At 63.6% G+C, this 24,049-nt stretch carries 28 protein-coding genes and 1 tRNA gene; 12 read left to right on the top strand and 17 right to left on the bottom strand.

Annotated features, from left to right (window positions below):
* The first annotated feature begins 9 nt into the window (after positions 1-9).
* Positions 10-288, top strand: a complete 279-nt coding sequence (locus MUK72_RS04885; RefSeq protein WP_244704446.1) for a DUF7964 domain-containing protein — start codon at positions 10-12, stop codon at positions 286-288.
* Here the strand turns inward: MUK72_RS04885 and MUK72_RS04880 are convergent.
* The gene (locus MUK72_RS04880) at positions 285-1,661 is read right to left on the bottom strand and encodes a dihydrolipoyl dehydrogenase family protein (RefSeq protein WP_244704444.1); all 1,377 of its coding nucleotides are present in this window, start codon (positions 1,659-1,661) and stop codon (positions 285-287) included. The genes MUK72_RS04885 and MUK72_RS04880 overlap by 4 nt on opposite strands.
* A 99-nt stretch (positions 1,662-1,760) precedes the next feature.
* On the opposite strand from MUK72_RS04880, the gene MUK72_RS04875 reads away from it, so the two are divergent.
* Together MUK72_RS04875 and MUK72_RS04870 are read left to right on the top strand one after the other, a co-directional pair.
* Complete coding sequence (locus MUK72_RS04875; protein ID WP_244704442.1) at positions 1,761-2,201, top strand: DUF302 domain-containing protein; 441 nt, start codon at positions 1,761-1,763, stop codon at positions 2,199-2,201.
* The gene (locus tag MUK72_RS04870; RefSeq protein ID WP_244704439.1) at positions 2,201-2,761 is read left to right on the top strand and encodes a class I SAM-dependent methyltransferase; all 561 of its coding nucleotides are present in this window, start codon (positions 2,201-2,203) and stop codon (positions 2,759-2,761) included. Before MUK72_RS04875 ends, MUK72_RS04870 begins: the two co-directional genes overlap by 1 nt.
* On the opposite strand, the gene recJ is transcribed toward MUK72_RS04870, so the two are convergent.
* Positions 2,762-4,168, bottom strand: coding sequence for a RecJ family nuclease (recJ, locus tag MUK72_RS04865; RefSeq protein ID WP_244704436.1), 1,407 nt, complete (start codon positions 4,166-4,168; stop codon positions 2,762-2,764).
* A 190-nt stretch (positions 4,169-4,358) separates the two neighbouring features.
* Between recJ and MUK72_RS04860 the strand changes: the two genes are divergently transcribed.
* On the top strand, positions 4,359-5,456 hold the full coding sequence (locus MUK72_RS04860) for a hypothetical protein (RefSeq protein ID WP_244704434.1): 1,098 nt from the start codon (positions 4,359-4,361) through the stop codon (positions 5,454-5,456).
* Positions 5,457-5,459: 3 nt separating this feature from the next.
* Positions 5,460-6,578 carry a hypothetical protein gene (locus MUK72_RS04855; RefSeq protein ID WP_244704432.1) on the top strand — a complete coding sequence of 373 codons (1,119 nt, stop codon included), beginning with the start codon at positions 5,460-5,462 and terminating at the stop codon, positions 6,576-6,578.
* A gap of 24 nt (positions 6,579-6,602) precedes the next feature.
* Here the strand turns inward: MUK72_RS04855 and MUK72_RS04850 are convergent, their stop codons facing one another.
* The 4 genes from MUK72_RS04850 to MUK72_RS04835 form a co-directional block, all read right to left on the bottom strand.
* Positions 6,603-7,322, bottom strand: coding sequence for a uroporphyrinogen-III synthase (locus tag MUK72_RS04850; RefSeq protein ID WP_244704430.1), 720 nt, complete (start codon positions 7,320-7,322; stop codon positions 6,603-6,605).
* Positions 7,319-8,062, bottom strand: a complete 744-nt coding sequence (gene cobA / locus MUK72_RS04845) for a uroporphyrinogen-III C-methyltransferase (protein ID WP_244704428.1) — start codon at positions 8,060-8,062, stop codon at positions 7,319-7,321. The genes MUK72_RS04850 and cobA overlap by 4 nt, the downstream gene beginning before the upstream one ends.
* Complete coding sequence (gene hemC, locus MUK72_RS04840; RefSeq protein WP_244704426.1) at positions 8,059-9,147, bottom strand: hydroxymethylbilane synthase; 1,089 nt, start codon at positions 9,145-9,147, stop codon at positions 8,059-8,061. Before hemC ends, cobA begins: the two co-directional genes overlap by 4 nt.
* Before the next feature lie 356 nt (positions 9,148-9,503).
* Positions 9,504-10,049 carry a CDP-2,3-bis-(O-geranylgeranyl)-sn-glycerol synthase gene (locus MUK72_RS04835; protein WP_244704424.1) on the bottom strand — a complete coding sequence of 182 codons (546 nt, stop codon included), beginning with the start codon at positions 10,047-10,049 and terminating at the stop codon, positions 9,504-9,506.
* An 88-nt stretch (positions 10,050-10,137) separates the two neighbouring features.
* Between MUK72_RS04835 and MUK72_RS04830 the strand changes: the two genes are divergently transcribed.
* The 5 genes from MUK72_RS04830 (at position 10,138) to MUK72_RS04810 (ending at position 14,152) form a co-directional block, all read left to right on the top strand.
* On the top strand, positions 10,138-10,971 hold the full coding sequence (locus tag MUK72_RS04830; protein ID WP_244704421.1) for a proline dehydrogenase family protein: 834 nt from the start codon (positions 10,138-10,140) through the stop codon (positions 10,969-10,971).
* 85 nt (positions 10,972-11,056) lie between these two features.
* Positions 11,057-11,659, top strand: a complete 603-nt coding sequence (locus MUK72_RS04825) for a DUF502 domain-containing protein (RefSeq protein ID WP_244704419.1) — start codon at positions 11,057-11,059, stop codon at positions 11,657-11,659.
* Positions 11,660-11,750: 91 nt separating this feature from the next.
* Positions 11,751-12,272 (top strand): orotate phosphoribosyltransferase, encoded by a 522-nt coding sequence (gene pyrE, locus MUK72_RS04820; RefSeq protein ID WP_244704417.1) that lies wholly within the window; start codon positions 11,751-11,753, stop codon positions 12,270-12,272.
* A gap of 161 nt (positions 12,273-12,433) precedes the next feature.
* Positions 12,434-13,831: an aryl-sulfate sulfotransferase gene (locus MUK72_RS04815; protein WP_244704415.1), complete on the top strand. Its 1,398-nt coding sequence runs from the start codon at positions 12,434-12,436 to the stop codon at positions 13,829-13,831.
* Between the two features lie 63 nt (positions 13,832-13,894).
* Positions 13,895-14,152, top strand: a complete 258-nt coding sequence (locus MUK72_RS04810; RefSeq protein WP_004051178.1) for a glutathione S-transferase N-terminal domain-containing protein — start codon at positions 13,895-13,897, stop codon at positions 14,150-14,152.
* Between the two features lie 44 nt (positions 14,153-14,196).
* Here the strand turns inward: MUK72_RS04810 and MUK72_RS04805 are convergent, their stop codons facing one another.
* From MUK72_RS04805 to MUK72_RS04760, 10 genes are all read right to left on the bottom strand, one after another.
* Positions 14,197-14,454, bottom strand: coding sequence for an MTH865 family protein (locus MUK72_RS04805; protein ID WP_004051180.1), 258 nt, complete (start codon positions 14,452-14,454; stop codon positions 14,197-14,199).
* Between the two features lie 127 nt (positions 14,455-14,581).
* Positions 14,582-15,250: a helix-turn-helix domain-containing protein gene (locus MUK72_RS04800; RefSeq protein ID WP_004051182.1), complete on the bottom strand. Its 669-nt coding sequence runs from the start codon at positions 15,248-15,250 to the stop codon at positions 14,582-14,584.
* Between the two features lie 2 nt (positions 15,251-15,252).
* The gene (locus MUK72_RS04795; protein WP_004051184.1) at positions 15,253-16,461 is read right to left on the bottom strand and encodes an acyl-CoA dehydrogenase family protein; all 1,209 of its coding nucleotides are present in this window, start codon (positions 16,459-16,461) and stop codon (positions 15,253-15,255) included.
* Between the two features lies 1 nt (position 16,462).
* Positions 16,463-17,029, bottom strand: coding sequence for an SCP2 sterol-binding domain-containing protein (locus tag MUK72_RS04790; protein WP_244704413.1), 567 nt, complete (start codon positions 17,027-17,029; stop codon positions 16,463-16,465).
* 175 nt (positions 17,030-17,204) lie between these two features.
* Positions 17,205-17,277: transfer RNA gene (locus MUK72_RS04785), tRNA-Gln, on the bottom strand.
* A 56-nt stretch (positions 17,278-17,333) separates the two neighbouring features.
* A complete protein-coding gene (locus MUK72_RS04780; RefSeq protein WP_244704411.1) occupies positions 17,334-17,765 on the bottom strand; it encodes a metal-dependent transcriptional regulator in 432 nt (143 codons plus the stop codon).
* 25 nt (positions 17,766-17,790) lie between these two features.
* Entirely contained in the window at positions 17,791-18,273 is a 483-nt protein-coding gene (locus MUK72_RS04775; protein ID WP_244704409.1) for a ferritin-like domain-containing protein, read from the bottom strand.
* 85 nt (positions 18,274-18,358) lie between these two features.
* Positions 18,359-19,570, bottom strand: a complete 1,212-nt coding sequence (sufD, locus tag MUK72_RS04770) for a Fe-S cluster assembly protein SufD (protein ID WP_244704407.1) — start codon at positions 19,568-19,570, stop codon at positions 18,359-18,361.
* A 3-nt stretch (positions 19,571-19,573) separates the two neighbouring features.
* Entirely contained in the window at positions 19,574-21,007 is a 1,434-nt protein-coding gene (gene sufB, locus MUK72_RS04765) for a Fe-S cluster assembly protein SufB (RefSeq protein ID WP_244704405.1), read from the bottom strand.
* A 28-nt stretch (positions 21,008-21,035) separates the two neighbouring features.
* Positions 21,036-21,944, bottom strand: a complete 909-nt coding sequence (locus MUK72_RS04760) for an ABC transporter ATP-binding protein (RefSeq protein ID WP_244704403.1) — start codon at positions 21,942-21,944, stop codon at positions 21,036-21,038.
* Positions 21,945-22,136: 192 nt separating this feature from the next.
* On the opposite strand from MUK72_RS04760, the gene MUK72_RS04755 reads away from it, so the two are divergent.
* The gene (locus MUK72_RS04755; protein ID WP_244704401.1) at positions 22,137-23,138 is read left to right on the top strand and encodes a mechanosensitive ion channel family protein; all 1,002 of its coding nucleotides are present in this window, start codon (positions 22,137-22,139) and stop codon (positions 23,136-23,138) included.
* 6 nt (positions 23,139-23,144) lie between these two features.
* Here the strand turns inward: MUK72_RS04755 and MUK72_RS04750 are convergent, their stop codons facing one another.
* Positions 23,145-23,549, bottom strand: a complete 405-nt coding sequence (locus MUK72_RS04750; RefSeq protein WP_004051197.1) for a universal stress protein — start codon at positions 23,547-23,549, stop codon at positions 23,145-23,147.
* 94 nt (positions 23,550-23,643) lie between these two features.
* On the opposite strand from MUK72_RS04750, the gene MUK72_RS04745 reads away from it, so the two are divergent.
* Positions 23,644-23,880, top strand: coding sequence for a DUF5816 domain-containing protein (locus tag MUK72_RS04745; protein ID WP_244704399.1), 237 nt, complete (start codon positions 23,644-23,646; stop codon positions 23,878-23,880).
* Positions 23,881-24,049: the final 169 nt, after the last annotated feature.

The raw sequence follows: 24,049 nt of genomic DNA, 5'->3' as shown, positions 1-24,049 counted from the left end.
CTGCTCCCAATGGTGAATCTGGCTACTAAACTGCCAGACGAGTCCCTGTCCACGAGCGAGATCGAACGCCTCCGCGAGCGCCCAGCGGTGCGAAGCGTCATCGAGCTCCCGACGAGCTACGAGCACGGCCACGACGTGACGAGCACCGCGACCGTCCTCACCGGTGGAACCGTGCTGTATCTCACGTTCGACCGCGAGCGCGAGCAGTGGAAACAGCGCGTGCTGGCGCGCGATGCGAACGAGCGAGAGTTACTGGCGGCGACGCTCGATCAGTTCGAAGCTGGCTAGTTTCCGGCGACGTCCGCACACGCCTGCATCACGACCTTGCTCAGCGCGGGGTGGGCGTGGATCAGTGTGTTCGCGAGCTCGTCGGCCCCCAGCCCGTACCGGACGGCGGGCGTCACCTCGTGGAGCAGCGTCGCGGCCTCGTGGCCGAGGATATGACAGCCGAGAATCTCGTGACTGTCGGGATCGGCGAGCACCTTCACGAACCCGCGATCGAGTTTCAGCGCCCGGCTCATCGCCGTGTCGGTGAACTCCGCCCGTCCGACGACGTACTCCCGCCCCTCGTCGTCGAGCGCCGCCTCGGTCTTCCCGACCACGCCGATCTGTGGCTCGGTGAACACCGCGTGCGGGAGGGCGCTGAAGTCGGCGGCTCGTTCCGCCCCGTGGACGACGTTGTCGGTCACGATCTCGCCCTCGTAGTCGCCGGAGTGTTTGAACATCGCGTTGTCGGCGATATCGCCCATCGCCCAGACGTTCTCGACGTTCGTCGCCAACTGCTCGTCGGTCCCGATGAACCCCGCGTCGGTCGTTTCGATAGTGGTTTGGTCCAGCCCGATCGAATCGGTGTTCGGACGGCGACCGAGCGCCACGAGCAGTTCGTCACCGGTCACGTCGATCTGGTCGCCGTCCTCCGATTCGGCGCTCACGACGATCCCGTCGTCCGATTCGTCGACGCCCGTGACGCGATGGCCGGTGTAGACGTCGTGGCGCTCGCGGGCGATCTCGGTGAACGCATCCGCCACCTCGCCGTCCTCGCGGGGCACGAGTGAGTCTTCCATCTCGACGAGCGCAACGTCGGTCCCGAACGATCCGAAGAAGTAGCCGAGTTCGGCCGCGATGTAGCCACCACCGAGCACTACTAGCCTGTTCGGCGGCGTTTCGAGCCTGATCGCGTCGTCGCTGGTGAGGTAGTCGATCTCGCTCAGCCCGTCGATAGCGTCGGGCACCATCGGGCGCGATCCGGCCGCGACGACGACCCGCTCGCCGGTGTGCGTTTCGCCGCTCTCGGTCTCGATGGTGTGGTCGTCGACGAACCGGGCTTCCTCCTGAACGAGGGTCAGGTGCTCCTCCTCGCGCTTGTTCGATTCCTTTCCACTCGCGGCGTCGGCGAGCTCGTCGTTCACCTCGCGAACGAACTCACCGAAGTGTACCTCCTCGACTGTCGCCTCGATGCCGAACTGCTCGGCCGCACGGACGTCGTTGAGCGCGTTCGCGTGCTGGATGAGCATCTTCGAGGGGTTGCAGCCACGGTTGAGACAGGTCCCGCCGATCGGTCCCCGTTCGACGAGCGCCGTGTCGAGTCCCGCCGCGGCCGCCGCCGACGCGACCGTGTTGCCGGTGCCACCGCCGAAGACGACGAGGTCGAAGTTCGCCATACCGTCGAGAGACGCCCGACGCATAAATCGGTTTAGCGCAGGGAGGCCGGCAGCGACGCTCGAAAGGGTTTTTCACGAAGCGCACAATACTTTCCCCGAATGGCACTCCCCATCGACCCGACCCAGCTGGACGAGGACGACGTCGGCGTGAAGCGGACGACCCTGGAGATGGACCACGAAGCGGCCGTCGAACACGTCCGTGAGACGTTTCTCGATGCGGGGTTCGGCATTCCTGTCGAGTTCTCGCCGTCGGAACTGCTCAACGAGAAGGTCGACGCCGATCGCGATCCCTACTACGTGCTCGGGGCGTGCAATCCCGCGATCGCCGACCGCGCGCTCGACGCCTCGGAGAAACGACTCGGCGGACTGTTCCCCTGTAACGTCGTCGTCTGGGAGGAAGGGCCTGGAACGCAGACCGTCTATCACGTCTCGATCATGCGGATCGCACGCCTCGTCGGGCTGGCCCCCGACGACGATACGATGGCCGACATCGTCGCGGACACCGGCGCACTCGCCGATGAAGCGTTCGAGGCGCTCTGATGGGCCACCATACCTTCGACGCCGATCGCGCGGACAAGCTGGAGGACGCCGGGCGTCGCTACCGGTACGTCTCCGGCGAGGAACTGCTCTGGGCGCTCGCACCCGATTCGAGGGACACCGTCGCCGATCTCGGCAGCGGCACGGGCTTTTTCACCGACGTCGTCGCCCCGCACGCGGACACGGTCTACGCGATCGATATCCAGGAGGCGATGCACGACCACTACGCCGAGAAAGGGCTGCCCGACAACGTCGAACCGGTGACGACCGGCATCGAGGAACTACCATTCGAGGACGGCTCGATCGATGGTGCGTTCTCGACGATGACCTATCACGAGTTCGCGAGCGACGACGCGCTCGGCGAGATTCGTCGAGTGCTCGCCACCCCCGGTCGGCTCGCGATCGTCGACTGGAGCGGCGAGGGTATCGGCGAGCACGGCCCGCCGCTCGACGAACGCTACACCGTCGCAACGGCTGCCGAGAGTCTCCGTGAACACGGGTTCGCGATCGAGCACGCGTTCACGCGCCCCGAGACATTTCTCTTGGTCGCCACCGTCGAATAATCAGCCGAGCTGGTCGGCGATGACGGCGTCGGCGCGTTCGACGAACGTCTCCTCGTCGCCCTTCGGGATCGTGGCCCCCGCGGCGACGTCGTGTCCGCCGCCGTCGCCGCCGAGCGCCCGCGCGACCTCGCCCATCACCGCCGAGAGATCGAGTCCCGAGCGGACCAGTCTGTGCGTCCCGCGCGCGGAGACCTTGCTCTCGGTGTCGTTTTTCGCTGCGAACGCGATGACCGGCCGATCGCCACGTAGCGCGTCGGTTCCGAGCGCCATCCCCGCGATGATGCCGACGATCGTCTCGCGGATCGCCTCGCCGGCGTCGAACCACTGGACGTGCTCGCCCTGCGTGACGCCCTCTCGTTTCACCCAGTCGAGCCCCGTCGCGAGGTTTTTGCGGTGGTTGGTGAGCAGCGTTCTGGCCTCGTCGAGTGTGTCGTCGCGATCGCCGCGACAGACCGCCAGCCCGACGTCGGCGCGGTCGTAGCGTGCAGTCGCGTTGAGCAGCGTCGAGAACTCGCTGGCATCGCGCAGTTCGGTGCCTTCGGCTTCGCTCGTGAGCGTGTAGGTCGTCCCGACGAGATCGTCAATGCGGTTCGCGGGCACGCCACGGGCGACGGCACGCTGCAACAGCGCGCTCGCGACCGTTTGGCGTTCGTCGGTCGTGAGATCGACCCAGCGCTGCCACTCCCCGTCCCGTTCGAGTTCGATGTCGAGATCGGAGAGGAAGCCGATCGCGCCACGCTCGCTGCCCGAGATGCCGGGGATCCGCACGTCGTTGGCGTATTCGAGGAGTTTCGGCAGCGGGCGGCTCTGCTTGCCGTAGAGCGCGAGATCGGTCGTCTCGGCGAGCACGCCCGCGTCGACGCCCTCGGCGACGATCTCCCGATTCGCGCCGACGAGCTCGCCCGACGAGTCCTGCATGTCCCCGACCGCGCCGACGACCGCCAGCGCCGCCAAGTCACGATTACGCTCCCCGCCCAGTGCCCGCGCGAGAACGTAGGTCGTGCCGGCTCCCGAGAGCTCGGTCGCGCCGTTGAGACCCTCCAGAAGGGGGTTCAGATGGAACTCGGTCCCGTCGTCGGCCGGCTGGTGGTGGTCGGCGATGATCGGCGTGAACGCGCCCGCGGCCGCGTGGTCGGCGATGTCGTCGAGCTGGCCGCTGCCGAAGTCCGTGAAGAGCACAGTAGAGAAGTCACGCTCGGCGATCCCCGCGATCACGTCGGGATCGAGCTGTTTCTCGAAGACGGTCTCGAAGGGAATGTCGGCGCGATCGAGCGCCTCGGCGGCGATGGCCGCGCTCGTGAGTCCGTCGGCGTCGATGTGCGAGGCGAGCAGCACTCGCTCGGCGCGAGCGAGGCGCTCGGCGCACGATCGCGCGCGTGCGTCGAGTGCCGGAATCGGTCCACCCATCGGCGGCGGCTACGGCGCAATCGGGTTTAAACCTCCGGACCGCGTGCTGTGAACGCGAAAAATTCGATGGATGGCTATGGCCCGCAATCGTCGCTTCCTATGGAATGTATGTTCACTACGCACCGAATAGGAAACAAATATATGCCCCGGTGTAGCATACTCAACAAACAACGCTATCGGAGGTGCTTCAATGCACATACCTGAAGGACAATACAATCTCAAAGAGTTCTGCCGAGTCATTTTCGACTCGCCAGAGCGTGTCCTAAAAGGATATCACGGCCAACGGATCAAAACGTACCTCTATCTCTCTGACGACGGCTGGCGGGACTATCTTGAGGAGCACTACGAAACAGAGGAATTCGGTAGCATCACGAAATTTGTTGGCGAGTACCGGAACCGAAAGGGTGCAGAACAGCCTGCGAAATTCTACGTCGGACAGTATCAAGACGACCTCCGAATGGTAGTCACCGCCGAAACCGAGGAGGCGATCCGACAGGCTCTACGTCCGGTTTCAGAACACAGTGACTGCCTATCGCCAATGCCAATTATGACTGGGGACTTCCAGACGATGAACGAAATAGTCCTCAGTACCTACGATGATATGCGTATTTCTGAATTCAAATCGCAGCGAGTACCAAGTCTGGTAGACGCACGAACCCGACCAGACGTCGACCGAGAAATCGAATACAAAGGTATTGATGGGCGGGATCGGCTCAATGAATTCCAGGAAGAGTATGGTGTTGTTCCGACCCGAATCCAGTACGAACATGAAAACGTCTCCATTAGAATCGATACCTCTGGAAAATTCACTCTTGAAACCATCAACAAAGAAAGTTTCAACGTCCTGTTCGAACTGCTGAGTGAGGTGGTGGTGAACGTTCTCGAATTGCGGGATGTAGCAAACCAAATAAATTTTGAGAAGCAAGAGGTTGCGCCGGGAAACTTGAAAGTTCAGGTTCCAGAAATGAGCTCTGGTGAGATCGATTTTAATCAGCAAGTGACATTAATGCAGACTGAGGATTTCATTAGAGGTAGCAAGAACAGTGATGATCTGAATTTTAGCTTCACAGATGTCACTAAACAGGCAGGGTCACTGGATTTCTCCGCACAGGTAACCGATGAGAATCGAGGGTCGCTATTCAATGTAAGTGCAACCGAAGAATCGATGCGGATCGTGCCAAAACACGACTGCTCGTTCCCGTCGCTCATCGAATTCTATCTGGCTGTGATCCGACTATTGGATGGTGGCGCTGAAATGCGTCTGTACGAATCGCAATCAGCGGCATAACGCATGACGAACGTTGATCCTCCTGAGTCGGTGCCAGAGGGTCAAGAAACGAAGTATCGTGGATTGTATGGAAAATGTATCGAGCATAAGCTGAGTGAATTTCCTGAAGAATCCAAACGAGAAGATCTTCGAGAAGAGATTGACACCCAGCGCCAGCACCGGAAGCTAATCAGCTACTCCATTTTCCCGTTCATGCAAGAACGACCAGCAGGATACAAATTCTTCACCGCTGAGCCGTTGGAAGAACTCGGCGTACCGAACTTCGATTTCTTACTATGGAACTTAGACGGGAGCGTGATTTTCGGAGAGGCAAAATCATCAATTCCCGCAAGTGCAGAAACAGTGGTGAATCAGCTTGAGGAGCGAAAGGAAATCGCAGAAGATCATCAATCGTACATCGAGGAGGAATATATAGGCAGTGAGATTGACCACATGGAATTTGTGGTGTCAACATACGTCAATCATGGCGATAAGATCGCGAAGGCAATTATTGAAGAGGGTGCAGAGTTCGTTACTTGGGTCGTAGATGCGTATCACGACACACTATGGGTTCGACAAGCGAGACCTACATCGTTTCCAGACAACTTAGAGGCCGAAGAGCCGGATGCAATGCTTCAGGAGCTTGATCGACGACACACGCACGATGTATCTTCGTTAAACGGTGAATTAGACCGTGTAACAACGAGTTTCGGACAGACTGACGTCCTACCAACAGCGATTATTGTGGATCAACTTCGGGTAGTGGTTCAGGCCCGTCGCGTTGAGGGGCGTTTTCCGTGTATTGATCGTTTAGATCTTGAGGAGTACGTTTCAAGCAGTTCGCTAAACTACACAGAAGAACGAATGAGGTCTATTGTTGACGATCTAATCGAGGCTGGTAAACGCATTAATTTTCTTTCCGAGTGGGATGACGAACGTGCTGATTTGAAGATAGTGTCAAACTATACGGCCAAGGACGACTTGGAGAACACTCTTGAGGAGAAGTGGATTGACTGGCGAATTGACGATATGAAAGACGGCTTACGCGATGAGTGTGAGGAGCGAGTGACTGCTGAACTCGGCAGGCAGAAACAGCTTGATGAATATGGTATGGATGTTCCAGAGGAAGAAGTGGGCTCGTAGTATCCTACGAGGACAATTTGACGTCTATCCAGACAGCTGTTCGATAGTCTCGCGCGCGAGCGCCTCGAACGATGCGGATTCGGGAACGATGTCGACAGTGATGCCCTCGCGCTCGGCGGTTCTCCGCGTCGGCTCGCCGATGGCACCCACTACCGCGCCGTTCAGCCTGGCGACGGCGGCCTCGCGCACGCCCTGCTCGGCGGCGGCCGCGAGGAAGTTCTCGACCGTGAGCGAGGAGGTGAACAGCGCGCCCGCGAGATCGCCGCTCGCCGCCAGCGCCGCCGATTCGCCCGATTCGGGCGGGCGGCGCAGCTCGTAGAGGATCGTCTCATGGACGTACGCGCCGGCGCGTTCGAGCCCGTCGGTGAGCTTCGGCGAGCCGTGCGTGCTCCGGGCGACCTCACAGCGCGCGCCCGTGATCTCGTCTTCGAGGTCGGCCACGAGACCCACGGAGGAGAACTCCGCCGGCACCCGATCGACGTCGTAACCCGCCGCGCGCAGCGCCGTCGCCGTGGCATCGCCGATGGCACAGAGCACGCCATCGGACTGCCAGCCAGCCTCGGTGGCGATTTCGACACCCGTCTTACTCGTGAGTACGGTGTAGTCGGCATCGGTCCGAGGCGTCTCCCCGGTAGCTTCGACCGCGAGCATCGGGTCGAGAATCGGGTCGACGCCGAGCGACGCGAGCAGCTCGCCGGCGCGTTCGAGGCGCTCGTCGTCCGGTCGGAAGGCAGCGACTCTCATTTTCCGACCTCACGGGGCTGCTCGCGCTCGCCGACGACCTGCCCGATGACCGTGACCGCGGGCGGCTCGATACCCTCGCGCTCGGCGACGTCGACGATGGTGGCGAGCGTTCCAGTCACGACGCGCTGGTCGGGGCGGCTCGCCCGTTCGACGAGCGCGACCGGAACGTCACTCTCCATTCCGGCTTCTCGGAGCGCGGCGGTGTAGTCGGGGAGCTTGCCGACGCCCATCAGGACGACGATCGTCCCGCCAGTGGCGGCGAGCGCCTCCCAATCGACGGCCGATTCCTCCTTCGTCGGGTCCTCGTGACCGGTGACGAACGACACGCTCGAAGTGTGCTCGCGGTGGGTGGTGGGGATCCCCGCGAGTTCGGGTGCGGCGAGCGCCGAGGAGATCCCCGGCACGACCTCGAAATCGACGCCGTTGGCGGCGAGATGGCTCGTCTCCTCGCCGCCGCGACCGAAGACGAACGGGTCGCCACCCTTCAGCCGGACGACGTCCTTGCCCTCGCGGGCGAGTTCGACCAACCGCTCGTTGGTGTACTCCTGACTGGTGCGCTCGCCGCCGGCACGCTTGCCGACGTCCTCGCGCTTCGCCTCGGGAATGGTGTCGATGATCTCGGGGCCCGGGAGCTTGTCGTGGAGCACGACGTCGGCCGCGTCGATGCGCCGGCGTGCCTTCACGGTCAGGAGCTCCGGATCGCCCGGACCGCTGCCGACGAGGGACACAGTACCATTCATTCGGCGCGCTTGGCCTCCCCGTCGGTCCCGCGGGCCTGTTCGATGAGTTCGGCCGCACCCTGCTCGGCGAGATCGGCGGCGAGCTCGCTGGCCGCCTCGGGATGGCTCTCGACGGGGAGGTCCCGCGTCGTGCTCACTTCATCAGTGCCGTCCTCGCTCAGCACGCGCACCACGGTGTGGACGTACTCGCCCTGGACGACCGCGTATGCGCCCATCGGGGCGACACAGCCGCCACCGAGCTCCTCCAGCACGACTCGCTCGACGGTCGTCTCGACGCGCGTTCGCGGGTGGTCGATGGCCTCGTTGATCGTCTCGGCGAACGGCCCGTCGGGGGCGGTCACCGCGAGCGCACCCTGGCCAGGAGCCGGGACGAACGTCTCGGGCGGGAGCTCCTGGACGTCGAGCCCGCGCCCGATCCCCGTGCGTTCGATCCCCGCCGCCGCGAGCACGATGGCGTCGTACTCCGTATCGACCTCGCGTTCGAGTGATCGCCGCTCGATCTCGCGCAAATCGTCGAACCATTCCTGAGGCGTGCGCTCGAACTCGTCGTCACCCTCCTCGTCGGCGTCGATCCGTTCTTCGTGCTCGCGCTGGCGATGCGGCGCGAGCAGTTTCTCGATGCGGGTGTCGACGTTGCCCCGGAGCGGTTCGACATCCAGATCGGGACGAGTGGCGAGTATCTCGGCCTTTCGGCGGAGGCTCGACGTGCCGACGATCGCACCATCGGGGAGTTCCTCGAACGTCGTCCCGTCGGTCGTGACGAGCACGTCGCCCGGGGTCGCTCGCACGGGGACGCCCGCGACGACTAGGTCTTCCATCCCCTCGGTCGGGACGTCCTTCATCGAGTGGACGGCGAGATCGCAATCACCATCGAGGACCTCCTCGTCGAGCGCGCGGACGAACGCCCCGGTTTTTCCGAGACGGTGGATGAGTTCGTCACGGATCTTGTCACCCGTCGTCTCGACCTCGACGAGTTCGACCGACCGACGGCGTGATTCGAGGTGTTCTTGGACGCCAGCAGCCTGTCGACGCGCGAGGTCGGACCCCCGCGTCGCCAGCCTGATGGCTCCCTCGTGTGTGCTCATGCCCGCACTCGGACGGCCGGGTTCATACCCCCTTCGAGAGCGCCTCATCTCTGGATGATCGTCGAGGGTCGAGTGTCGGTGCTGCCGCCGGCCGGCGACGGTTGCGGTGCGGCCCTGGCGGATGAAGGGCGAGGCGCGAGCGAGGCCGCAGGCCGAGCGAGTAGCGACCGCAGGGAGCGCGCCGAGGGCTTCGGCGGTGCTGTGCGGGAGCTGTCGCATCCGCGCGAGTGGAACGAGCGCGGTTCGCCGTGAGCGACCGCAGGGAGCGAGCGGGAGTTTTTAGCGTAGCTTTTTGCAAGCGGGGGTCGGGCGAGCGAACACGGTGAGCGAGCGCGACCCCCCGCAGTAAAAAGGTACTACCACGGCTCGCTTTTCAGACCGGCGCGATAGGCGATCACGTTGGTCGTGACGTGCAGGAGCGGCGTCAGCACGAGCGCCGCCGCGAGCACGGGGAGCGTGAACGTCGCGGTGAACCACGTGGTGGCAGCCAATGCGGTGAGCGCGAGCGCACCGACGAGGAAGTCGAGTTGATCGAGTCCTGGAAACGCCGCCCCGCGCGAGCGGCCGGTGCGCCGTTTGAGAAAGGAGGCGACGATGTCGCCGAGGATCGCCCCGAGTGGGAGCGCGAGGGCGGCAACAGGGGGAAACGTCGGTAGTGTCAGCCCGGTCGCGGTCCCGATGGTGGGGGCGATCGCGTTGAGTAGGGCGGCGACCGCCACACCGGCGAGCGTGCCGGCGAGCGCGCCGCGCCAGGTCTTGCCGTCGCCGAGGAGGCGCGCGCCGTCGAGCGTCCGACCGCCGTCGATGGGGCGACCGCCGCCGAGGAGCACGGCGGCGTTGTTCGGGACGTACGCCGGCAACAGCGCCCAGATCGCGACGACGACCGTCTCGACGAGAGTCACGGAGGGCACTCGACGCGGGGCGCTCTTAACCGCCCGGATTCGCCGCGCGAGCGACAGTTCTTTGCCGTCGACGGCAAAACTTGCGACCATGATACCGCCGATCGCGAATCGGTTCGTCGCCGGCGAGACCGAACGCGATGTCATCACCCACGCCCGCGTGCTCGACACCGAGGGCATCAACAGCATCTGTAATCTCCTCGGCGAACACTACGACAGCCCCGAGCCGGCCGCCGCCGACCGCGAATCCTACTGCGCGCTCATCGAGGCGATCGGCGGGGAGGATATCGACGCCACGGTCTCGATCAAACCCTCACAGCTCGGTCTCGGCATCGCCGAGGGATGCTTTCGTTCCAATCTCGAACTCGTCGTCGAGCGGGCGGCCGAGCAGGGGGTGTTCCTCTGGATCGACATGGAGGACCACGAAACGACCGACGCGACGCTCGACGCCTACACCCACCACGTCGAGGAGTACGACGGGATCGGCGTCTGCGTGCAGGCGAACCTCAAACGGACGCCCGACGATCTTCACCGACTGGCCGATTATCCCGGGAAAGTGAGACTGGTCAAGGGTGCCTACGACGAACCCGGTGACGTCGCCTACCGGGAGAAGTCGCAGGTCAACGAGGCCTATCGCGAATGCCTTGAAATCATGTTCACCGAGTTCGACGGCGGCATCGCGGTCGGCAGCCACGATCCCGCGATGATCGATGACGCCGAGGAGCTCCACGACGAGCACGGAACGGCGTTCGAGATACAGATGCTGATGGGTGTTCGCGAGGACGCACAGCGCGACCTCGCCGCCGATCACGAGGTCTATCAGTACATCCCCTACGGCGACAGCTGGCTGTCGTACTTCTACCGTCGGATGATGGAGCGTCGGGAGAACCTGCTGTTCGGGCTGCGCGCGCTGATCGGGCGGTAGCGACCACCCGGCCGACGCCAACGGACCGTCGCTCGACCCGGATTTCGCCGGCAGTATCATAACCTTCGGGAAATCATACGGGCCAATGGACTCGTGGAAGCACGATGGGACCCGTGGACTGGTCGTCCTCGTACCCATCATCGTCACCCTCTACGTGCTCGCATTCGTCTACAATACGATCGCCAGCCTGCCGTTCATCGAGGCGATCCAGCCGGCGATCGTCCGAGTGCCGCTCACGCTCGCGGTGTTCGGACTGCTGGTCTTCGGCGCTGGCTACCTGATGCGTACCGCGAGCGGCCCGTTAGTGGAGGGAGCGATCGACGACGTGATGAACAGCCTGCCGGGACTCCGTGTGGTCTACAACGCCTCGAAGATGGCCGTCGAGACGGCCGTCACGGGCACCGGTGATCTCCAGGCCCCGGTGAAACTCGAGACGTGGGACGGCCTGCGGATGACGGCGTTCAAGACGGGTAAGCAAACCGAGGACGGTCGGGACGTGCTCTTCCTCCCGACCGCGCCGAACATCACCACGGGGTTCGTCATCGAGGTCACGCCCGACCAGTACGAGGAGACCGACGAACGCGTCGAGGACGCACTCACACGGGTTCTCAGCGCCGGTTTCGGCGAGACCAACGACTCCGAAGTCCCCATCGACGTCCGTGATGAACCACTCTATCGCGAGTCGTAGCGCACCACCGACGGATATTCTCACGCCGACTGCACCAACCGCCGTCGGGCGCTGTCGCGCCGTTTATACCCGGCGCGGTCGATCCGACGGCATGACCGACACGGAGCTCATCGAGGCGCTGCAGCGGGCCGACGCGGTCGAATTCGGCGAATTCGAACTCTCCCACGGCGGCACGAGCGACTACTACGTCGACAAATACCGCTTCGAAACCGACCCGGACTGTCTCTCGCTGATCGCCGACGCGTTCGCGACACGGCTCGACGACGAGACACTCGCTGGCGTCGCGCTCGGCGGGGTGCCACTGGTGGCCGTGACGAGCGTCGAGACCGATTCGCCGTACGTCATCGCCAGGAAACAGAAAAAGGAGTACGGAACGGGCAATCGGATCGAAGGCGAGCTGGCCGAGGGCGAGTCGGTCGTCGTCATCGAGGACATCGCCACGACGGGCCAGAGCGCGCTCGATGCGGTCACGGCGCTGCAGGAGGCCGGCGCGCACGTCGAGCGCGTGCTCGTCGTCGTCGACCGCGAGGAGGGTGCCCGCGAAACCCTCGCCGAGGCCGACGTCGAACTCGACGCGCTGGTCACGGCGTCGGAACTGCTCGCCGACGAGTAAACCGTCTGCTTGCGTGACGGTATACTGTCGGACAGAGCGGATCGAGGATTTGTGATACGAACGGCTATTCATCGTACGGGAGTCTTCGATCCACTGTTCACGGACTGCTGTCCGACAGTACAATCGCAAGCGATTCAACCGCCGGACTGCGCTGAACGCGTATGGCTTCGCTTCCGCCGCGGCGCTGGCTGCTCAGGGGAGCGCTCGCGCTCGTCGTCGGCGCGCTGCTTCTCGCGGCGGCCGTCTCGGCGGCCACCTACGAGCCGACGAATCTCGGCCCCGGTACGATCGACGAGCCCGCCAACGGCTCGACGGTCGTGAGCGTGCAGGGATTCCACTTCCAGGGCATCGGCAACGGGAAGAAGCCGGCCCGGCTCGTCTCCGCCGACCCACGTGGGGCGACCGAATGGGTCCACAACGGCTCCCAGGAGGGTGCACGCTGGTTCTACGACGTCGATCCGCTCGCGAACGGCAACCTGCTCGTGACCTCTACGGTGCCGGGCGACACCGTGGTGTACGAACTCGATCCCGAGACCGACAGCCGCGTCTGGGAGGAGACGTTCGACGCCGAGGACACCCACGATGTGGATCTCATCAACGGCGATCAGCTGCTCGTGGCGAACATGCGGAAGACGAACGAATCTGGCGTCGCGAACGATCGACTGTTCATCTACGATCGCAGCGAAGGTGAGATCGTCTGGGAGTGGACGTTCAACGAACACTTCCCGGAATCGACCGACGGCGGCTACTCGGAGGACTGGTCACACGTCAACGACGTCGACAAGATCGGCGACGGGAAGTATCTCGCCTCGCCGCGCAACTTCGATCAGGCGATCGTCGTCGATCGGGCAACGGGCAACATCACCACGCGCCTCGGCAGCGACGGCAACCACTCGCGGCTGTTCGAACAGCACAACCCCGACTATCTCGAAGGGCCGAACGGCACACCGACGATACTGGTGGCCGACTCCGAGAACGATCGCGTGATCGAGTACGCCCGTGAGGGCCCCGGCGAGTGGAACCGGACGTGGGAGCTTTCCGGTGGGTTCAACTGGCCGCGCGACGCCGATCGCCTCCCCAACGGCAACACGCTCATCACGGACACGCTCAACCATCGCGTCGTCGAGGTCGCGCCCGACGGCGAGATCGTCTGGGAGTATTACGCACCGTGGGCACCCTACGACGCCGAACGGCTGAGCGCCGCCGGATCGAGCGAGCGAAACGCCTCGGTCGGCGGGTCACACGGTCCGACGGTCGCCGAAATGAACGCGTCGGGCAACTACAGCCTCTCGGGCAGCGCCGAGAGCGGTCCCGGCGACCGGGCGAGGTTTTCGTCGTGGGTCGCGGCCGCAGCAGCCGACACGCCAGTACAGGAGGTCGTCCAGTCGGCCGCCGAGCGCTATGCGCACGTGACGCCGTTCTTCCGGCCGGTCTGGCTGTCGAGCTGGGCCTTCGCCGCGCTCGTCGGGGCGCTGCTCGTCGTGCTCGTCTGGGCCGCCGGTGAGCTCGTCTATCAACGCCGGCGCATCCGGCGGCGGGTCGCGGGCGTGTTCCCCTGATCGGTGTTGTGCCCTGCGCGCAACATCGTGGCGTTCTTGTGGCTCGCTCTCGTACTGCTGGTGATGTCGAACCGCGAACTCTACGAACTGGACGGCTGTCCGTACTGTGCGAAAGTGAAGGACAAGCTCGCCGATCTCGATCTCGACTACGAATCGCATATGGTGCCGAGCTCACACGACGAGCGCACCGAAGTCGAGGAGGTCAGCGGCCAGACCGGCGTCCCGGTCCTCGTCGATCCCGAGCACGACGTCGACGGAATGAGCGAATCCGACGACATCGTCGACTATCTCGACGAGACCTACGGCGACGCAGCGGCCTGAAAACGCGCTTTTTCGTGATGATCAGCGTTCGATAGCGCCGCGTCTCAGTCGAAGTATCCCTCGTCGTCGAGACCGGCCATGACGTCGTCGACGAGCGGATCGACGTCCTCGTAGGGGAACTCCTGCCGGCCACCGGCCTGGGTGTTGAGCTCCATCGCGGTGAAGCTCACGTCGCCGGACTCGAACGTCGTCGACGGGCCGTTCGGCAGCGCCGGCACGAGATCCATCGGACTCGATACGGGGTAGTCGGCGTCCTCGAACCCGTCGTGAAGCTGCTGTCTGATGTCGTCTTTGTCTGACATCGCAGGTAGGGGATGGTGCCGTCGCGGGGTAGCTCTGTGGCCGCTCATACGGTGGAATTTAAATATTCACGAGTGTCCGCCGTTTGCCCGCTCACACACCGACCGCTCATGGCGACGCGACATCCAATCAAGAGAGCAGCTGTTCCATCAGTTTGGCTTCGGCCTTGCGGAGATGTTCGTCGATGGTCGAACCCGAAAGGTCGAGCACGGTGGCGATATCGGCATGCGTCGTCTTTCGCGGGATCTCGTAGTAACCGAGCTCGAAGGCCGTCTCGATGACCTCGCGCTGGCGGTCGGTGAGTGCGGCCACCAGCAGGCCATCGCTCTCGGCACCGCCCAGTCGATCGACCGAGCAAGCAACTTCAGAGGGCAGACGCTCCATCGAGCGTTTGATCATCGCGGGCGTCCCGATGACCTGCAGTCGGAGCCCGCGGGCGGTGATCGCGATCGGCGAATCGACGAGCACCCCCTGTTCGAAGAAACAGCGCTCGAACACGGCGAGCTCGCCCTCGACACGGAGATACAGCCCGAACGCGCCACCGTCGTCGTGGATGACGTCGTCGAGAAGGACGTCCGATCGGTCGTCGAGCACCTCAGGAAGGCGGCGTTCGTCACCCTCGATCCGGTAGCACAGCGTGCTCGTTTCCGGGTTGCTCTGGACATGTCTCAACGACTGCCGGTCAAGCGCCGGTGCGGCCGCGAGCGCGTCGTCGACGGGATGGACGAGCCCCTCACCCGGCCGGAGCGAAAGGGTGAACTGCCGGACGTGCGCGCGCTCGTCGGTCGATCGCTCCACCGTCAACTGTACGCGCTGGCGTCGGTGAGTTCCTTCCCGACGATCAGCTTCTGGATCTCCGTGGTGCCGTCGGGAATGGTCATGACGCGGGCGTCGCGGTAGTAGCGTTCGAGTCGGTTCTCCGTCTTCAGCCCCTCGCCGCCGAACACCTGGATCGCGTCGTCGGTCACGTCCTTGCAGGTCTCGCTGGTGTAGCCCTTCGCCAGCGAGGACATCAGGCGGGCGTCCTCGCTGCCGTCTTCGAGCAGTTCGGCTGCACGCCGGGAGAGCTGGCGCGAGGTTTCGAGCCCGGCCTTCATGTCGTAGAGCTGCTCGGTGACGAGCTGATGCTCGGCGATCGGCTTGCCGAAGGTCTCGCGGTCGGTCGCCCGGTCGAGCGCGGCGTCGAACGCCGCCTGCATGATGCCGACGGACATGAACGACATCCCCGTGCGCATGAACGAGAACGTCGCGTTGAGCGGCTTCTGATCGAAGAACAACTGGGTGACGCTCTCGGGGAACGGGACGATGTCGTTCATCTCGTTGCCCGCCATGATCGCATTGGAGAACATGTTCGAGAGGCGGTTGCCCTCGGGCACGCGCACGTCGTCGAAGGAGATCCGGGCGTTCGAGACGCCCTTCCAGCCCATCTTGTCGATCTCTCGGGTCTCGAAATCGTTGTTCGCGCGGTCGACCATGAACATGTCCGAGGCCCCCGTCGAGTCGTCGTGGGCGACCACGAGCACGCAGTCGGCGTAGTGGGCGTTGCCGACCCACGTCTTCTCGCCATTGATGACGAACTCGTCGCCGTCCTTCTTCGCGACGGTGTTCGGTCGCGCGGTGTCGCTCCCACCCTCGGGTTCGGTGACGGCGAGCGCCGCGAGACAGTCACCGTCTTCGAGTTTCGGGAGCATCGCCTCGCGGGTCTGCTCGGCGGCGAACTGGACGAACAGGGCGGGAAAGGACATCATCACGCCCACGAGCAGGCTCGGCCACGTGTAGCTGATCTCCTCGGCGGCGATCGTGAAGTTCCAGACGTCGCCGAAGAAGTTCGGTGCCGTCTCGGGATCGAAGCCGACACCCAACTCGTTCAGGTCGCTGACGTAGCCGAGCAGTTCCTCCCGATCCATCGGCCCGTTTCTGTCGGCCTCGTCGACGATCGGGTCGATCGTTTCGTCGAGATACTCCCGGAGGTCGTCGCGAAACGCCCGCTGTTCGTCGGTCAGCTCCATCTCACTCGGGCACCTGCTCGGAGAGGCTGTTCATGATCGGCGCGAGCTTCGTCCCCTTCTGCACCGGACCGTCCATCTCGTACTGTTGTTGCATGAACCCCTGAATCGGGTCGACGTTACCGGTGATGAGCCCCACCAGCACGTCGGCCGGTCCTGTGATGGTGATGTCGGCGTCGTCGAGCTGGCCCGCCCCGCCCGTGATGAGTTCTTCCTCCTTGCGGACCTTCAGGTGGCCCTCCATCGGACAGTCGTCGGCCTCGAAGTTCGTGGTGATGTCCTCGTTGATCTGCTCTTTGACCTCGGGGTTCCGCTCGACCATCACGCGCATGCCCGACCAGAGCAGTTCCTGGAACTGGTCGGCCGTCTCGGGGTTTGCGGAGACGAACGAGGCGATATCCATCTCTTCCATGCGCCCGAGAATGCTGGCCATCACCGCCGGATGCTCGCGCACGAGCTCGTCGGTCTGGCCCTCCATGTCGGCGAGAATGTCCGGAAGGTCCGCTTCGAGCTGGTCCTGCTCCTCTTCGAGCGCGGTCTCGATTCGCTGGATGAGCTGATCGTCGGTCATAGTGTGTGTCGGCTCGTGGCCGACCGTACGACCGAAACGGTCGGGAACGCAATGGGCTTGCTTCGATGAATAACAGGTGCTTTATATACTATCCAGCGAGCGACGGGAGCGTCGTGGGAGCCAACACCGATCAGGAGGGAGCGTCACTGCTTCGAGAATTATAAAAATTTTGTCATAGTCCCGGGCGGATTCGAACCGCCGTCAATGGCTCCAAAGGCCATTATGATTGGCCGCTACACCACGGGACTGCTCGTTGCACAGTCACGTATCGATGGAGCACACTTGAACGCTTCGAGAGGTCCGATCAGTCGGCGGCTCCGCCGTCGGGATCGAGCAGCGCACAGACGTCCTCGTCGGGGGCGAAACAGTCCGGACACTGCGGTTCGCGGTCGATGATCGTGTCGAGGCGCTCGGCGACCGTCTCGTCGATGACGCTTTCGAGTTGGCTGGCTTCGGTGCGGAAGTCCTCGACGCCGAGCACTTCGACGAGGAAACGCTCGATGATGCAGTAGGTCTGGAGCGAGTCACGGGCCCGCTCGATCCCCTCATCGGTGAGCGTCACGCCCTTGTACTTCTCGTGGTCGGCGAGCCCGCGGTCTTCGAGCTTGCCGATCATCTCGTTGGCGCTCGCCGGACTCACATCGAGCGAATCGGCCAATCGCCCTGTGGCCGCCGGCCCGTTCTCGACCTGCTGGACGAGATAGATCGCCTTCAGATACTGCTCGGCCGTGTTCATATGTGCCACCCCGAGTGTCCGTGACTCATTCGCGCGCCTCCATCAGTCGCGTGACCTCCTCCGCGCCGTCGGCCTCCTCCTCGCGGATGGCTGAGAGCGTCTCGACGAGGTGTTCGCGGTCGATACCGAACGACGCGGAACTCGCTTCGATAGCGGCGATGAGATCGTCATAGAACTTGTAAGCGGTCTCCTCGTTGCACAGTTGATCGTACAGCACACCGTCGGTGTCACGGTCGCGCTCGTAATGGTCGGCGACGAGCGGCTCGATCTGCTCGAACGGGATCCGCTCGGCGTCGAGATCGTCGATCAGCGCCGCCAGCCGGTCGCGGTGATCGGCCGACTCCTCGGCGGCGTGTTCCAACAGCGCCTCGATCTCGGTGTCGAGATCCGCGCTGACGGAGCGATAATGCTGATGCGCGCGTGCCTCGACGACCTCTTCGAGCACCATCCCGATCTGGAGCAGTCGGGCGAGCTGGTGGTCCGAGGCCACCGGCTGGCTGACGCTCACGGAGCGCTCCCGCGCGCAGCGTGGTCGAAAACCGATGCCTCGTTCGTGTCCATAGCCTGTCTGGGGAATCCAACCCCTTAAGCGATTACTCCCGCAGGCGCGCCGCGACGAGATCGTCGAGGTCGTCGCGGAACTCCTCGACGGCGATCTCGTCGAGCACCGGCACGAAGAAGCCCTCGACGAGCATGTTCCGTGCTGCCCGCGGCGAGACCCCGCGCGAGGTCATGTAGAACAGGTCCTGCTGGTCGACCTGTCCGACCGTCGCCGAGTGGCTCGCCTCGGTGTCGTGGTTGTTGATGATGAGCTTCGGCGAGGCGTCGGCCTCCGATTCGTCGCTCAACATCAGCGTGTTCTCGCGCTGGTAGGAGTTGGTGTTCCAGGCTTCCGTACCCACGTCCTGAACGCCCTCGTAGACCGAGCGTGCCTCGTCGTCGAGCACGCCCCGCGTCACGAGATCGGCGGTCGTGTGTTCGGCCTCGTGCCAGACGCGCGAGGCGACGTCGAAGTGCTGGTCGTCGTGGCCGAAGAAGGCCCCGATGATCTGCGATTCGGCACCGTCACCGAGCAGTCGCGTCTCGACCGACGATTTGGTGAGTCGCGAGCCGAGGTTGCCCTCGATCCAGTCGATCGTGCCGTAGGTGTCGGCGTGGCCACGCTTGAGCGAGTAGGTGTACGTCTCCTGATCGACGTTCTGGAGCGAGCCGTACTGAACGGTCGAGTTCTCGTCGGCGTCGATCTCGACGAGCCCCGAGTAGTAGCGCTCACCGTCCATGTCCTCGCCCGTGGTCTGGCGTTCGAGGATCGTCACCGAACTCGACTCGCCGGCGACGACCAGCGTGTAGTTGAACAGCGACCGCGAGTTCATCCGCGTCCGGACGGTGACGTCCTCGGCGTCGACGCCGTCGGGGACGTACACCACGGTGCCGGTCGAGAACAGCGCGGTCGACAGCGCCGTCAGGTAGTTCTCGGTCGGATCGATGACCGAGCCGAACTTCTCGCGGACGAGCTCCTCGCGCTCGTCGAGCGCCTCGGCGATCGACATGACCTCGACCTCGTCGGGACCGACCTGGTCCTTCTCCTCGGCCGCGTTGAGCGGATCGACGAACCCCGCGAAATCGAGATCGTAGAGGTTCGTCCAGTTACGCCCCGGCGTCCGGATGACGTCGGGCATGTCGAGCTCGTCGAGTGCGTCGAGCGCGTCGAGGCGGGTTTCGAGCAGCCACTCAGGCTCGTCGAGGCTCTCGGATATCTCGCGAACCTGTGCTTCCGTGAGGTTCGCGTGGAGCTGTGCACTCATCGATTACCCGAGGCTCCCTTCCATCTCGAGCTCGATCAGCCGGTTGAGCTCGACGGCGTACTCGATCGGCAGCTCCTCGGTGATGGGCTCGATGAAACCGGCGACGATCATCTGTTTGGCGTCGTCGTCGTCCAGTCCGCGCGACTGGAGGTAGAAGACGTCCTCGTCGCCGATCTTCCCCACCGTGGCCTCGTGGGCGACGTCGACCTTCGACTCCTCGATCTCCATGTACGGCATCGTATCGGAGGTCGATTCGTTGTCGAACATCAGCGCGTCACACTCCACGCTCGTCGAGGAGTTCTCCGCGCCGTCGGAGATGTGGATCAGACCGCGGTAGTTCGTGCGACCGCCGTCCTTGCTGATCGACTTCGACTCGATGGTGGATTTCGTGTCGGGCGCGTTGTGGTAGACCTTCGCACCGGTGTCGATATCCTGGCCCTCGCCCGCGAAGGCGATGGTGATGTGGTTGTCGGTCGCACCGCGACCCTTCAGGATCGTCGAGGGGTAGAGCATCGTCGCCTTCGATCCCATCGATCCCGAAATCCACTCCATCGTCCCCTCGGACTCACAGATCGCGCGCTTGGTGTTGAGGTTGTAGGTGTTCTTCGACCAGTTCTGCACCGTCGAATACTGGACGTGGGCGTTCTCGCCGACGAACACCTCGACACCGCCGGAGTGGAGGTTGAACTTCGAGTACTGCGGTGCGGAACAGCCCTCGATGTAGTGTACTTCCGAGTTCTCCTCGGCGATGATGAGCGTGTGCTCGAACTGGCCCATTCCCTCCGAATTCATCCGGAAGTACGCCTGGATCGGCATCTCGACGGTGACGCCCTCGGGGACGTAGACGAACGAGCCGCCTGACCAGATCGCACCGTGCAGCGCCGCGAACTTGTTGTCCGACGGCGGCACACAGCTCGTCATGAAGTGTTCCTTGACGAGCTCGGGATGGTCCTGCACCGCCTTGTCCATGTTGCAGAAGATGACGCCCTTCTCCTCCCAGCGCTCCTGCATGTTCTGGTAGACGACCTCCGATTCGTACTGGGCACCGACGCCCGAGAGCGCGTTCTTCTCGGCCTCGGGGATGCCGAGCTTGTCGAAGGTGTCCTTGATCTCATCGGGCAGTTCGGTCCAGTCGTCGACGCTGCCGCGCATGTCGACGTCCGGGCGGATATACGGGACGATCTCCTCGACGTCGACCTCGCTCAGGTCGGGCTGGCTCGGCCAGTCGGTCGGCATCGGCATCGCGTGGAACTGCCGGAGCGCACGGAGACGTCGTTCGAGCATCCACTCGGGCTCGTCCTTGTCCTCGGAGATGAGACGGATGGTCTCCTCGTCCAGCTCACCCTTCTCGGCTGCGAACGCGGCGTTCTGTTCTTTCTTGAACTCGAAGCGCTTCTCCGAGTCGGTCTCTCGTAGGTGGTCTTGGTCTGAACTCATTGTGTGGTTTGTAGCGGTTGAAGCCTTATCAGGCTGTCTCGTAGGTTTCCTCGCGGACCCAGTCGTAGCCCTCGTCCTCGAGTTTGCGGGCGAGATCGGCATCGCCGCTTTTCGCGATCTTGCCGTCGAGCATGATGTGAACGTGATCGGGCTCGACGTAATCCAGAATCCGCTGGTAGTGGGTGATCTGGAGGATGCCCGCGCCCTGCTCGTCGCGCAGCGCGTTGATCCCCGTCGAGACGTCCTGGAGGCGGTCGATGTCGAGTCCCGAGTCGATCTCGTCGAGCACCGCGACCGACGGCTCCAGAATTGCGGCCTGGAGCACCTCGTTCTGTTTCTTCTCGCCGCCGGAGAAGCCCGCGTTCAGGTAGCGCTGGGCGAACTCGGCGTCCATGTCCAGCTGCTCCATCTTCTCGGACATGATCTCCTGGAACTCCGCGACGCCGACCTCACCCTCCTCGACGTCACCCTCCATCGGCGAGGTCTCGTATCCCGCGTCCTCCTCTTCGTCGTCCGAGGCAGCCTCGTCGTCCTCGAACAGCTCCTCACGCTCGTCGAGTTTGGCGTTGAGCGCCGTGCGCAGGAAGTTCACCATCGTGACGCCCTCAATCTCGGCGGGATACTGGAAGCCGAGGAAGACGCCGAGCGCCGCGCGCTCGTTCGGTTCGAGATCGAGCAGGTCCCAGGTACGCATCTCGTCGGGGATCTCGACGCCGTCGAATTCGTCCTCGTCGAGATGGATGCGTACCGCACCCTCGGTGACCTCGTAGGCCGGATGCCCCGCGATGACCTTCGCGGTGGTCGATTTGCCCGAGCCGTTCGGCCCCATCAGTGCGTGGATCTCGCCCGACTGGACTTCCAGGTCCACTCCGTCGAGGATCTTCTCGCCGCCCTCTGCGACCTCTGCGTGGAGGTCATCGAGTTCTAAACGTGCCATCGTCCTATCACTCACCCGTTGGCTCGTGACACCCATAATCGTTTCCATTCACCGGTAACGATTTTCGATGAGGGAAAATCATTTTCACCTGCGCGAAAGAGAGCTGTTGTGACCGGCGCTCCCGTCGGCTCGACTCCACTATCGGCGGGTGCCGTCCGCAACCCTTTTTCGCGACGGCGCTGAGCCGGGCGTATGGACCCCGTTGGCGTGCTGACGAGCGTCCGCCGCTTCCAGCTCGCCACACCGGACGGCAACCGAACCAACGGCACCAACGGGAGTTTCGAGCAGGGCTCGCAGGAGGTCGTCGAGACCGCCAACCGACTCCTCCCAAAATGGGTGCCCGAGTGGTGGGTGCGAGCCGTCCTCGCCGTCCTCGTGCTCGCGTTCGCGTGGTACGGCGGCAAACTGCTCGTCAGACTGATCGGTCGCCGCGTCGCCCGGCGCTTTCGCCGTCCGAGCGTCAGCCAGGCCGTGTTGCGCTCGATACGCGTCGCCGTCATGTTCCTCGCGGTGCTGACGGCGGCGGCGCTCGTCGGCGTCGGGCTCGACGACATCCTGCTGTCGGTGACGGTGTTGACGGCGGCGGCCGGTGTCGTCATCGCACCGATCCTCGGCAGCATCATCAGCGGCCTGTTCGTCCTCTCCGATCAATCCTACGAGATCGGCGACATGATCGAGATCGTCGACGCCGACGATGGCACGCGCGGGTTCGTCGAGGAGATCACCTTCCAGTACACCAAGATCTTCACGCTCGACAACACCTTTCTGGTGATCCCCAACGGCACGATCCGTGAACGCGACGTGATCAACTACTCGGCCGAGGATCTCCGGACACGGCTCACCCTCGACGTGCTGGTCCCCTACGAATGCGACCTCGCCGAGGCACGATCGCTCATCGAACGGGCGGCTCGCGAGGACGACATCGTCATCGGCGGCGGCCCGGACATCCGCATCGGCAGCGCGCGCTATCCGGCCGCCCCGACCTGCTACATCGACGACTACGCCGACAACGGCGTCTCGTTACGGCTCCGCTACTGGGTGAAAGAGCCCTACAAGCTCACGGCGGTGCGCTCGCGCGTCCAGGAGAACATCTGGGAGGCGTTCGAGGTTGCCGAAATCGGCTTTCCGTACCCGCATCGACAGGTGGTTTTCGACGAACCGGACGATGCCGGGGTTTCGGAGCGCCCGCGATAACGCACCTCAATCGGCCGACGCGGTGACGACCCGACAGTCGAGCTGTTCGCGCAGGAAGTCGGCGACGTCGGGTTCGTCGATGAGTCGATCGACCATCCGCCGCCAGCGGCTGGTCTGTTTGCGACCGATGACGACGATATCGGCGTCCTCCAGGGCGATCTCGTCGAGGATCGTCTCCTCGACAAGGAAGCCCGGTCGCACGGCGTAGCGCGTGTTCGACAGCGGGCCGAAGGCTTCCTCGACGGCGTTTTTCAGCGCCGACTGGGTGACACGCTTGCTCGAATGATAGAGGTCGATATGCAGCACGCTGAGGGCCGCATCGTGTTCGTCGGCGACGTCGATGGCGGTCTTGAGGGTCCGCCGCGAGTGCTCGCTCAGCGGATAGCGAACGGGCACGACGACCAGCGTCATGTAACGGAGGAAACCGTCGGAGACGCCTGAACGTTTCCATTTCGACGCGAGCGCGACCCAGCAGTCACTTGCCGATCGAGCGCCCAATCGAGTTATGGAGGCGACAACGGTCGACGGGCGGACCCGCTACGTCGACCGCGAGCAGACTGTGCGCGGCTCGAAGGGACCGTTCTTCGTCGTCTACACCGACGAGTATGCAGAGCAGCGGTGGGGCTATCTCTGCGGGAACTGCGAGACCGTCGACAACGCGATGGACGCGATGGGCCGTCTCAAATGTAATCGCTGTGCGAACATCAAGAAACCCGACGAGTGGGACGCCGCCCACGAGTGAATGGTACTGCCGACGAACGGGATCTCTTCGGTCGGTTTTCGATTTGCATTTGATAGTGTGTGGAAGAAGTATAGACTAGACAACAAATACTTCCCTCGACCGATCCGATACACCGGCCACAGTATGCCGTACAGCAAGGGATCGGACACCGAGGAATACTGTCCGCAGT

Source organism: Halococcus dombrowskii (assembly GCF_022870485.1).
GTDB lineage: Archaea > Halobacteriota > Halobacteria > Halobacteriales > Halococcaceae > Halococcus > Halococcus morrhuae.
The sequence above is the reverse complement of the archived record's forward strand: the minus strand, read 5'-3'. Positions and strand labels throughout refer to the sequence as shown.

Bases quoted from the DNA above. Each gene is read 5' to 3' on its own strand.
- MUK72_RS04885 (WP_244704446.1), top strand. From the start codon at position 10: ATGGTGAATCTGGCTACTAAACTGCCAGACGAGTCCCTGTCCACGAGC.
- MUK72_RS04880 (WP_244704444.1), bottom strand. From the start codon at position 1,661: ATGGCGAACTTCGACCTCGTCGTCTTCGGCGGTGGCACCGGCAACACG.
- MUK72_RS04875 (WP_244704442.1), top strand. From the start codon at position 1,761: ATGGCACTCCCCATCGACCCGACCCAGCTGGACGAGGACGACGTCGGC.
- MUK72_RS04870 (WP_244704439.1), top strand. From the start codon at position 2,201: ATGGGCCACCATACCTTCGACGCCGATCGCGCGGACAAGCTGGAGGAC.
- recJ (WP_244704436.1), bottom strand. From the start codon at position 4,168: ATGGGTGGACCGATTCCGGCACTCGACGCACGCGCGCGATCGTGCGCC.
- MUK72_RS04860 (WP_244704434.1), top strand. From the start codon at position 4,359: ATGCACATACCTGAAGGACAATACAATCTCAAAGAGTTCTGCCGAGTC.
- MUK72_RS04855 (WP_244704432.1), top strand. From the start codon at position 5,460: ATGACGAACGTTGATCCTCCTGAGTCGGTGCCAGAGGGTCAAGAAACG.
- MUK72_RS04850 (WP_244704430.1), bottom strand. From the start codon at position 7,322: ATGAGAGTCGCTGCCTTCCGACCGGACGACGAGCGCCTCGAACGCGCC.
- cobA (WP_244704428.1), bottom strand. From the start codon at position 8,062: ATGAATGGTACTGTGTCCCTCGTCGGCAGCGGTCCGGGCGATCCGGAG.
- hemC (WP_244704426.1), bottom strand. From the start codon at position 9,147: ATGAGCACACACGAGGGAGCCATCAGGCTGGCGACGCGGGGGTCCGAC.
- MUK72_RS04830 (WP_244704421.1), top strand. From the start codon at position 10,138: ATGATACCGCCGATCGCGAATCGGTTCGTCGCCGGCGAGACCGAACGC.
- MUK72_RS04825 (WP_244704419.1), top strand. From the start codon at position 11,057: ATGGACTCGTGGAAGCACGATGGGACCCGTGGACTGGTCGTCCTCGTA.
- pyrE (WP_244704417.1), top strand. From the start codon at position 11,751: ATGACCGACACGGAGCTCATCGAGGCGCTGCAGCGGGCCGACGCGGTC.
- MUK72_RS04815 (WP_244704415.1), top strand. From the start codon at position 12,434: ATGGCTTCGCTTCCGCCGCGGCGCTGGCTGCTCAGGGGAGCGCTCGCG.
- MUK72_RS04810 (WP_004051178.1), top strand. From the start codon at position 13,895: ATGTCGAACCGCGAACTCTACGAACTGGACGGCTGTCCGTACTGTGCG.
- MUK72_RS04805 (WP_004051180.1), bottom strand. From the start codon at position 14,454: ATGTCAGACAAAGACGACATCAGACAGCAGCTTCACGACGGGTTCGAG.
- MUK72_RS04795 (WP_004051184.1), bottom strand. From the start codon at position 16,461: ATGGAGCTGACCGACGAACAGCGGGCGTTTCGCGACGACCTCCGGGAG.
- MUK72_RS04790 (WP_244704413.1), bottom strand. From the start codon at position 17,029: ATGACCGACGATCAGCTCATCCAGCGAATCGAGACCGCGCTCGAAGAG.
- MUK72_RS04780 (WP_244704411.1), bottom strand. From the start codon at position 17,765: ATGAACACGGCCGAGCAGTATCTGAAGGCGATCTATCTCGTCCAGCAG.
- sufD (WP_244704407.1), bottom strand. From the start codon at position 19,570: ATGAGTGCACAGCTCCACGCGAACCTCACGGAAGCACAGGTTCGCGAG.
- sufB (WP_244704405.1), bottom strand. From the start codon at position 21,007: ATGAGTTCAGACCAAGACCACCTACGAGAGACCGACTCGGAGAAGCGC.
- MUK72_RS04760 (WP_244704403.1), bottom strand. From the start codon at position 21,944: ATGGCACGTTTAGAACTCGATGACCTCCACGCAGAGGTCGCAGAGGGC.
- MUK72_RS04755 (WP_244704401.1), top strand. From the start codon at position 22,137: ATGGACCCCGTTGGCGTGCTGACGAGCGTCCGCCGCTTCCAGCTCGCC.
- MUK72_RS04750 (WP_004051197.1), bottom strand. From the start codon at position 23,549: ATGACGCTGGTCGTCGTGCCCGTTCGCTATCCGCTGAGCGAGCACTCG.
- MUK72_RS04745 (WP_244704399.1), top strand. From the start codon at position 23,644: ATGGAGGCGACAACGGTCGACGGGCGGACCCGCTACGTCGACCGCGAG.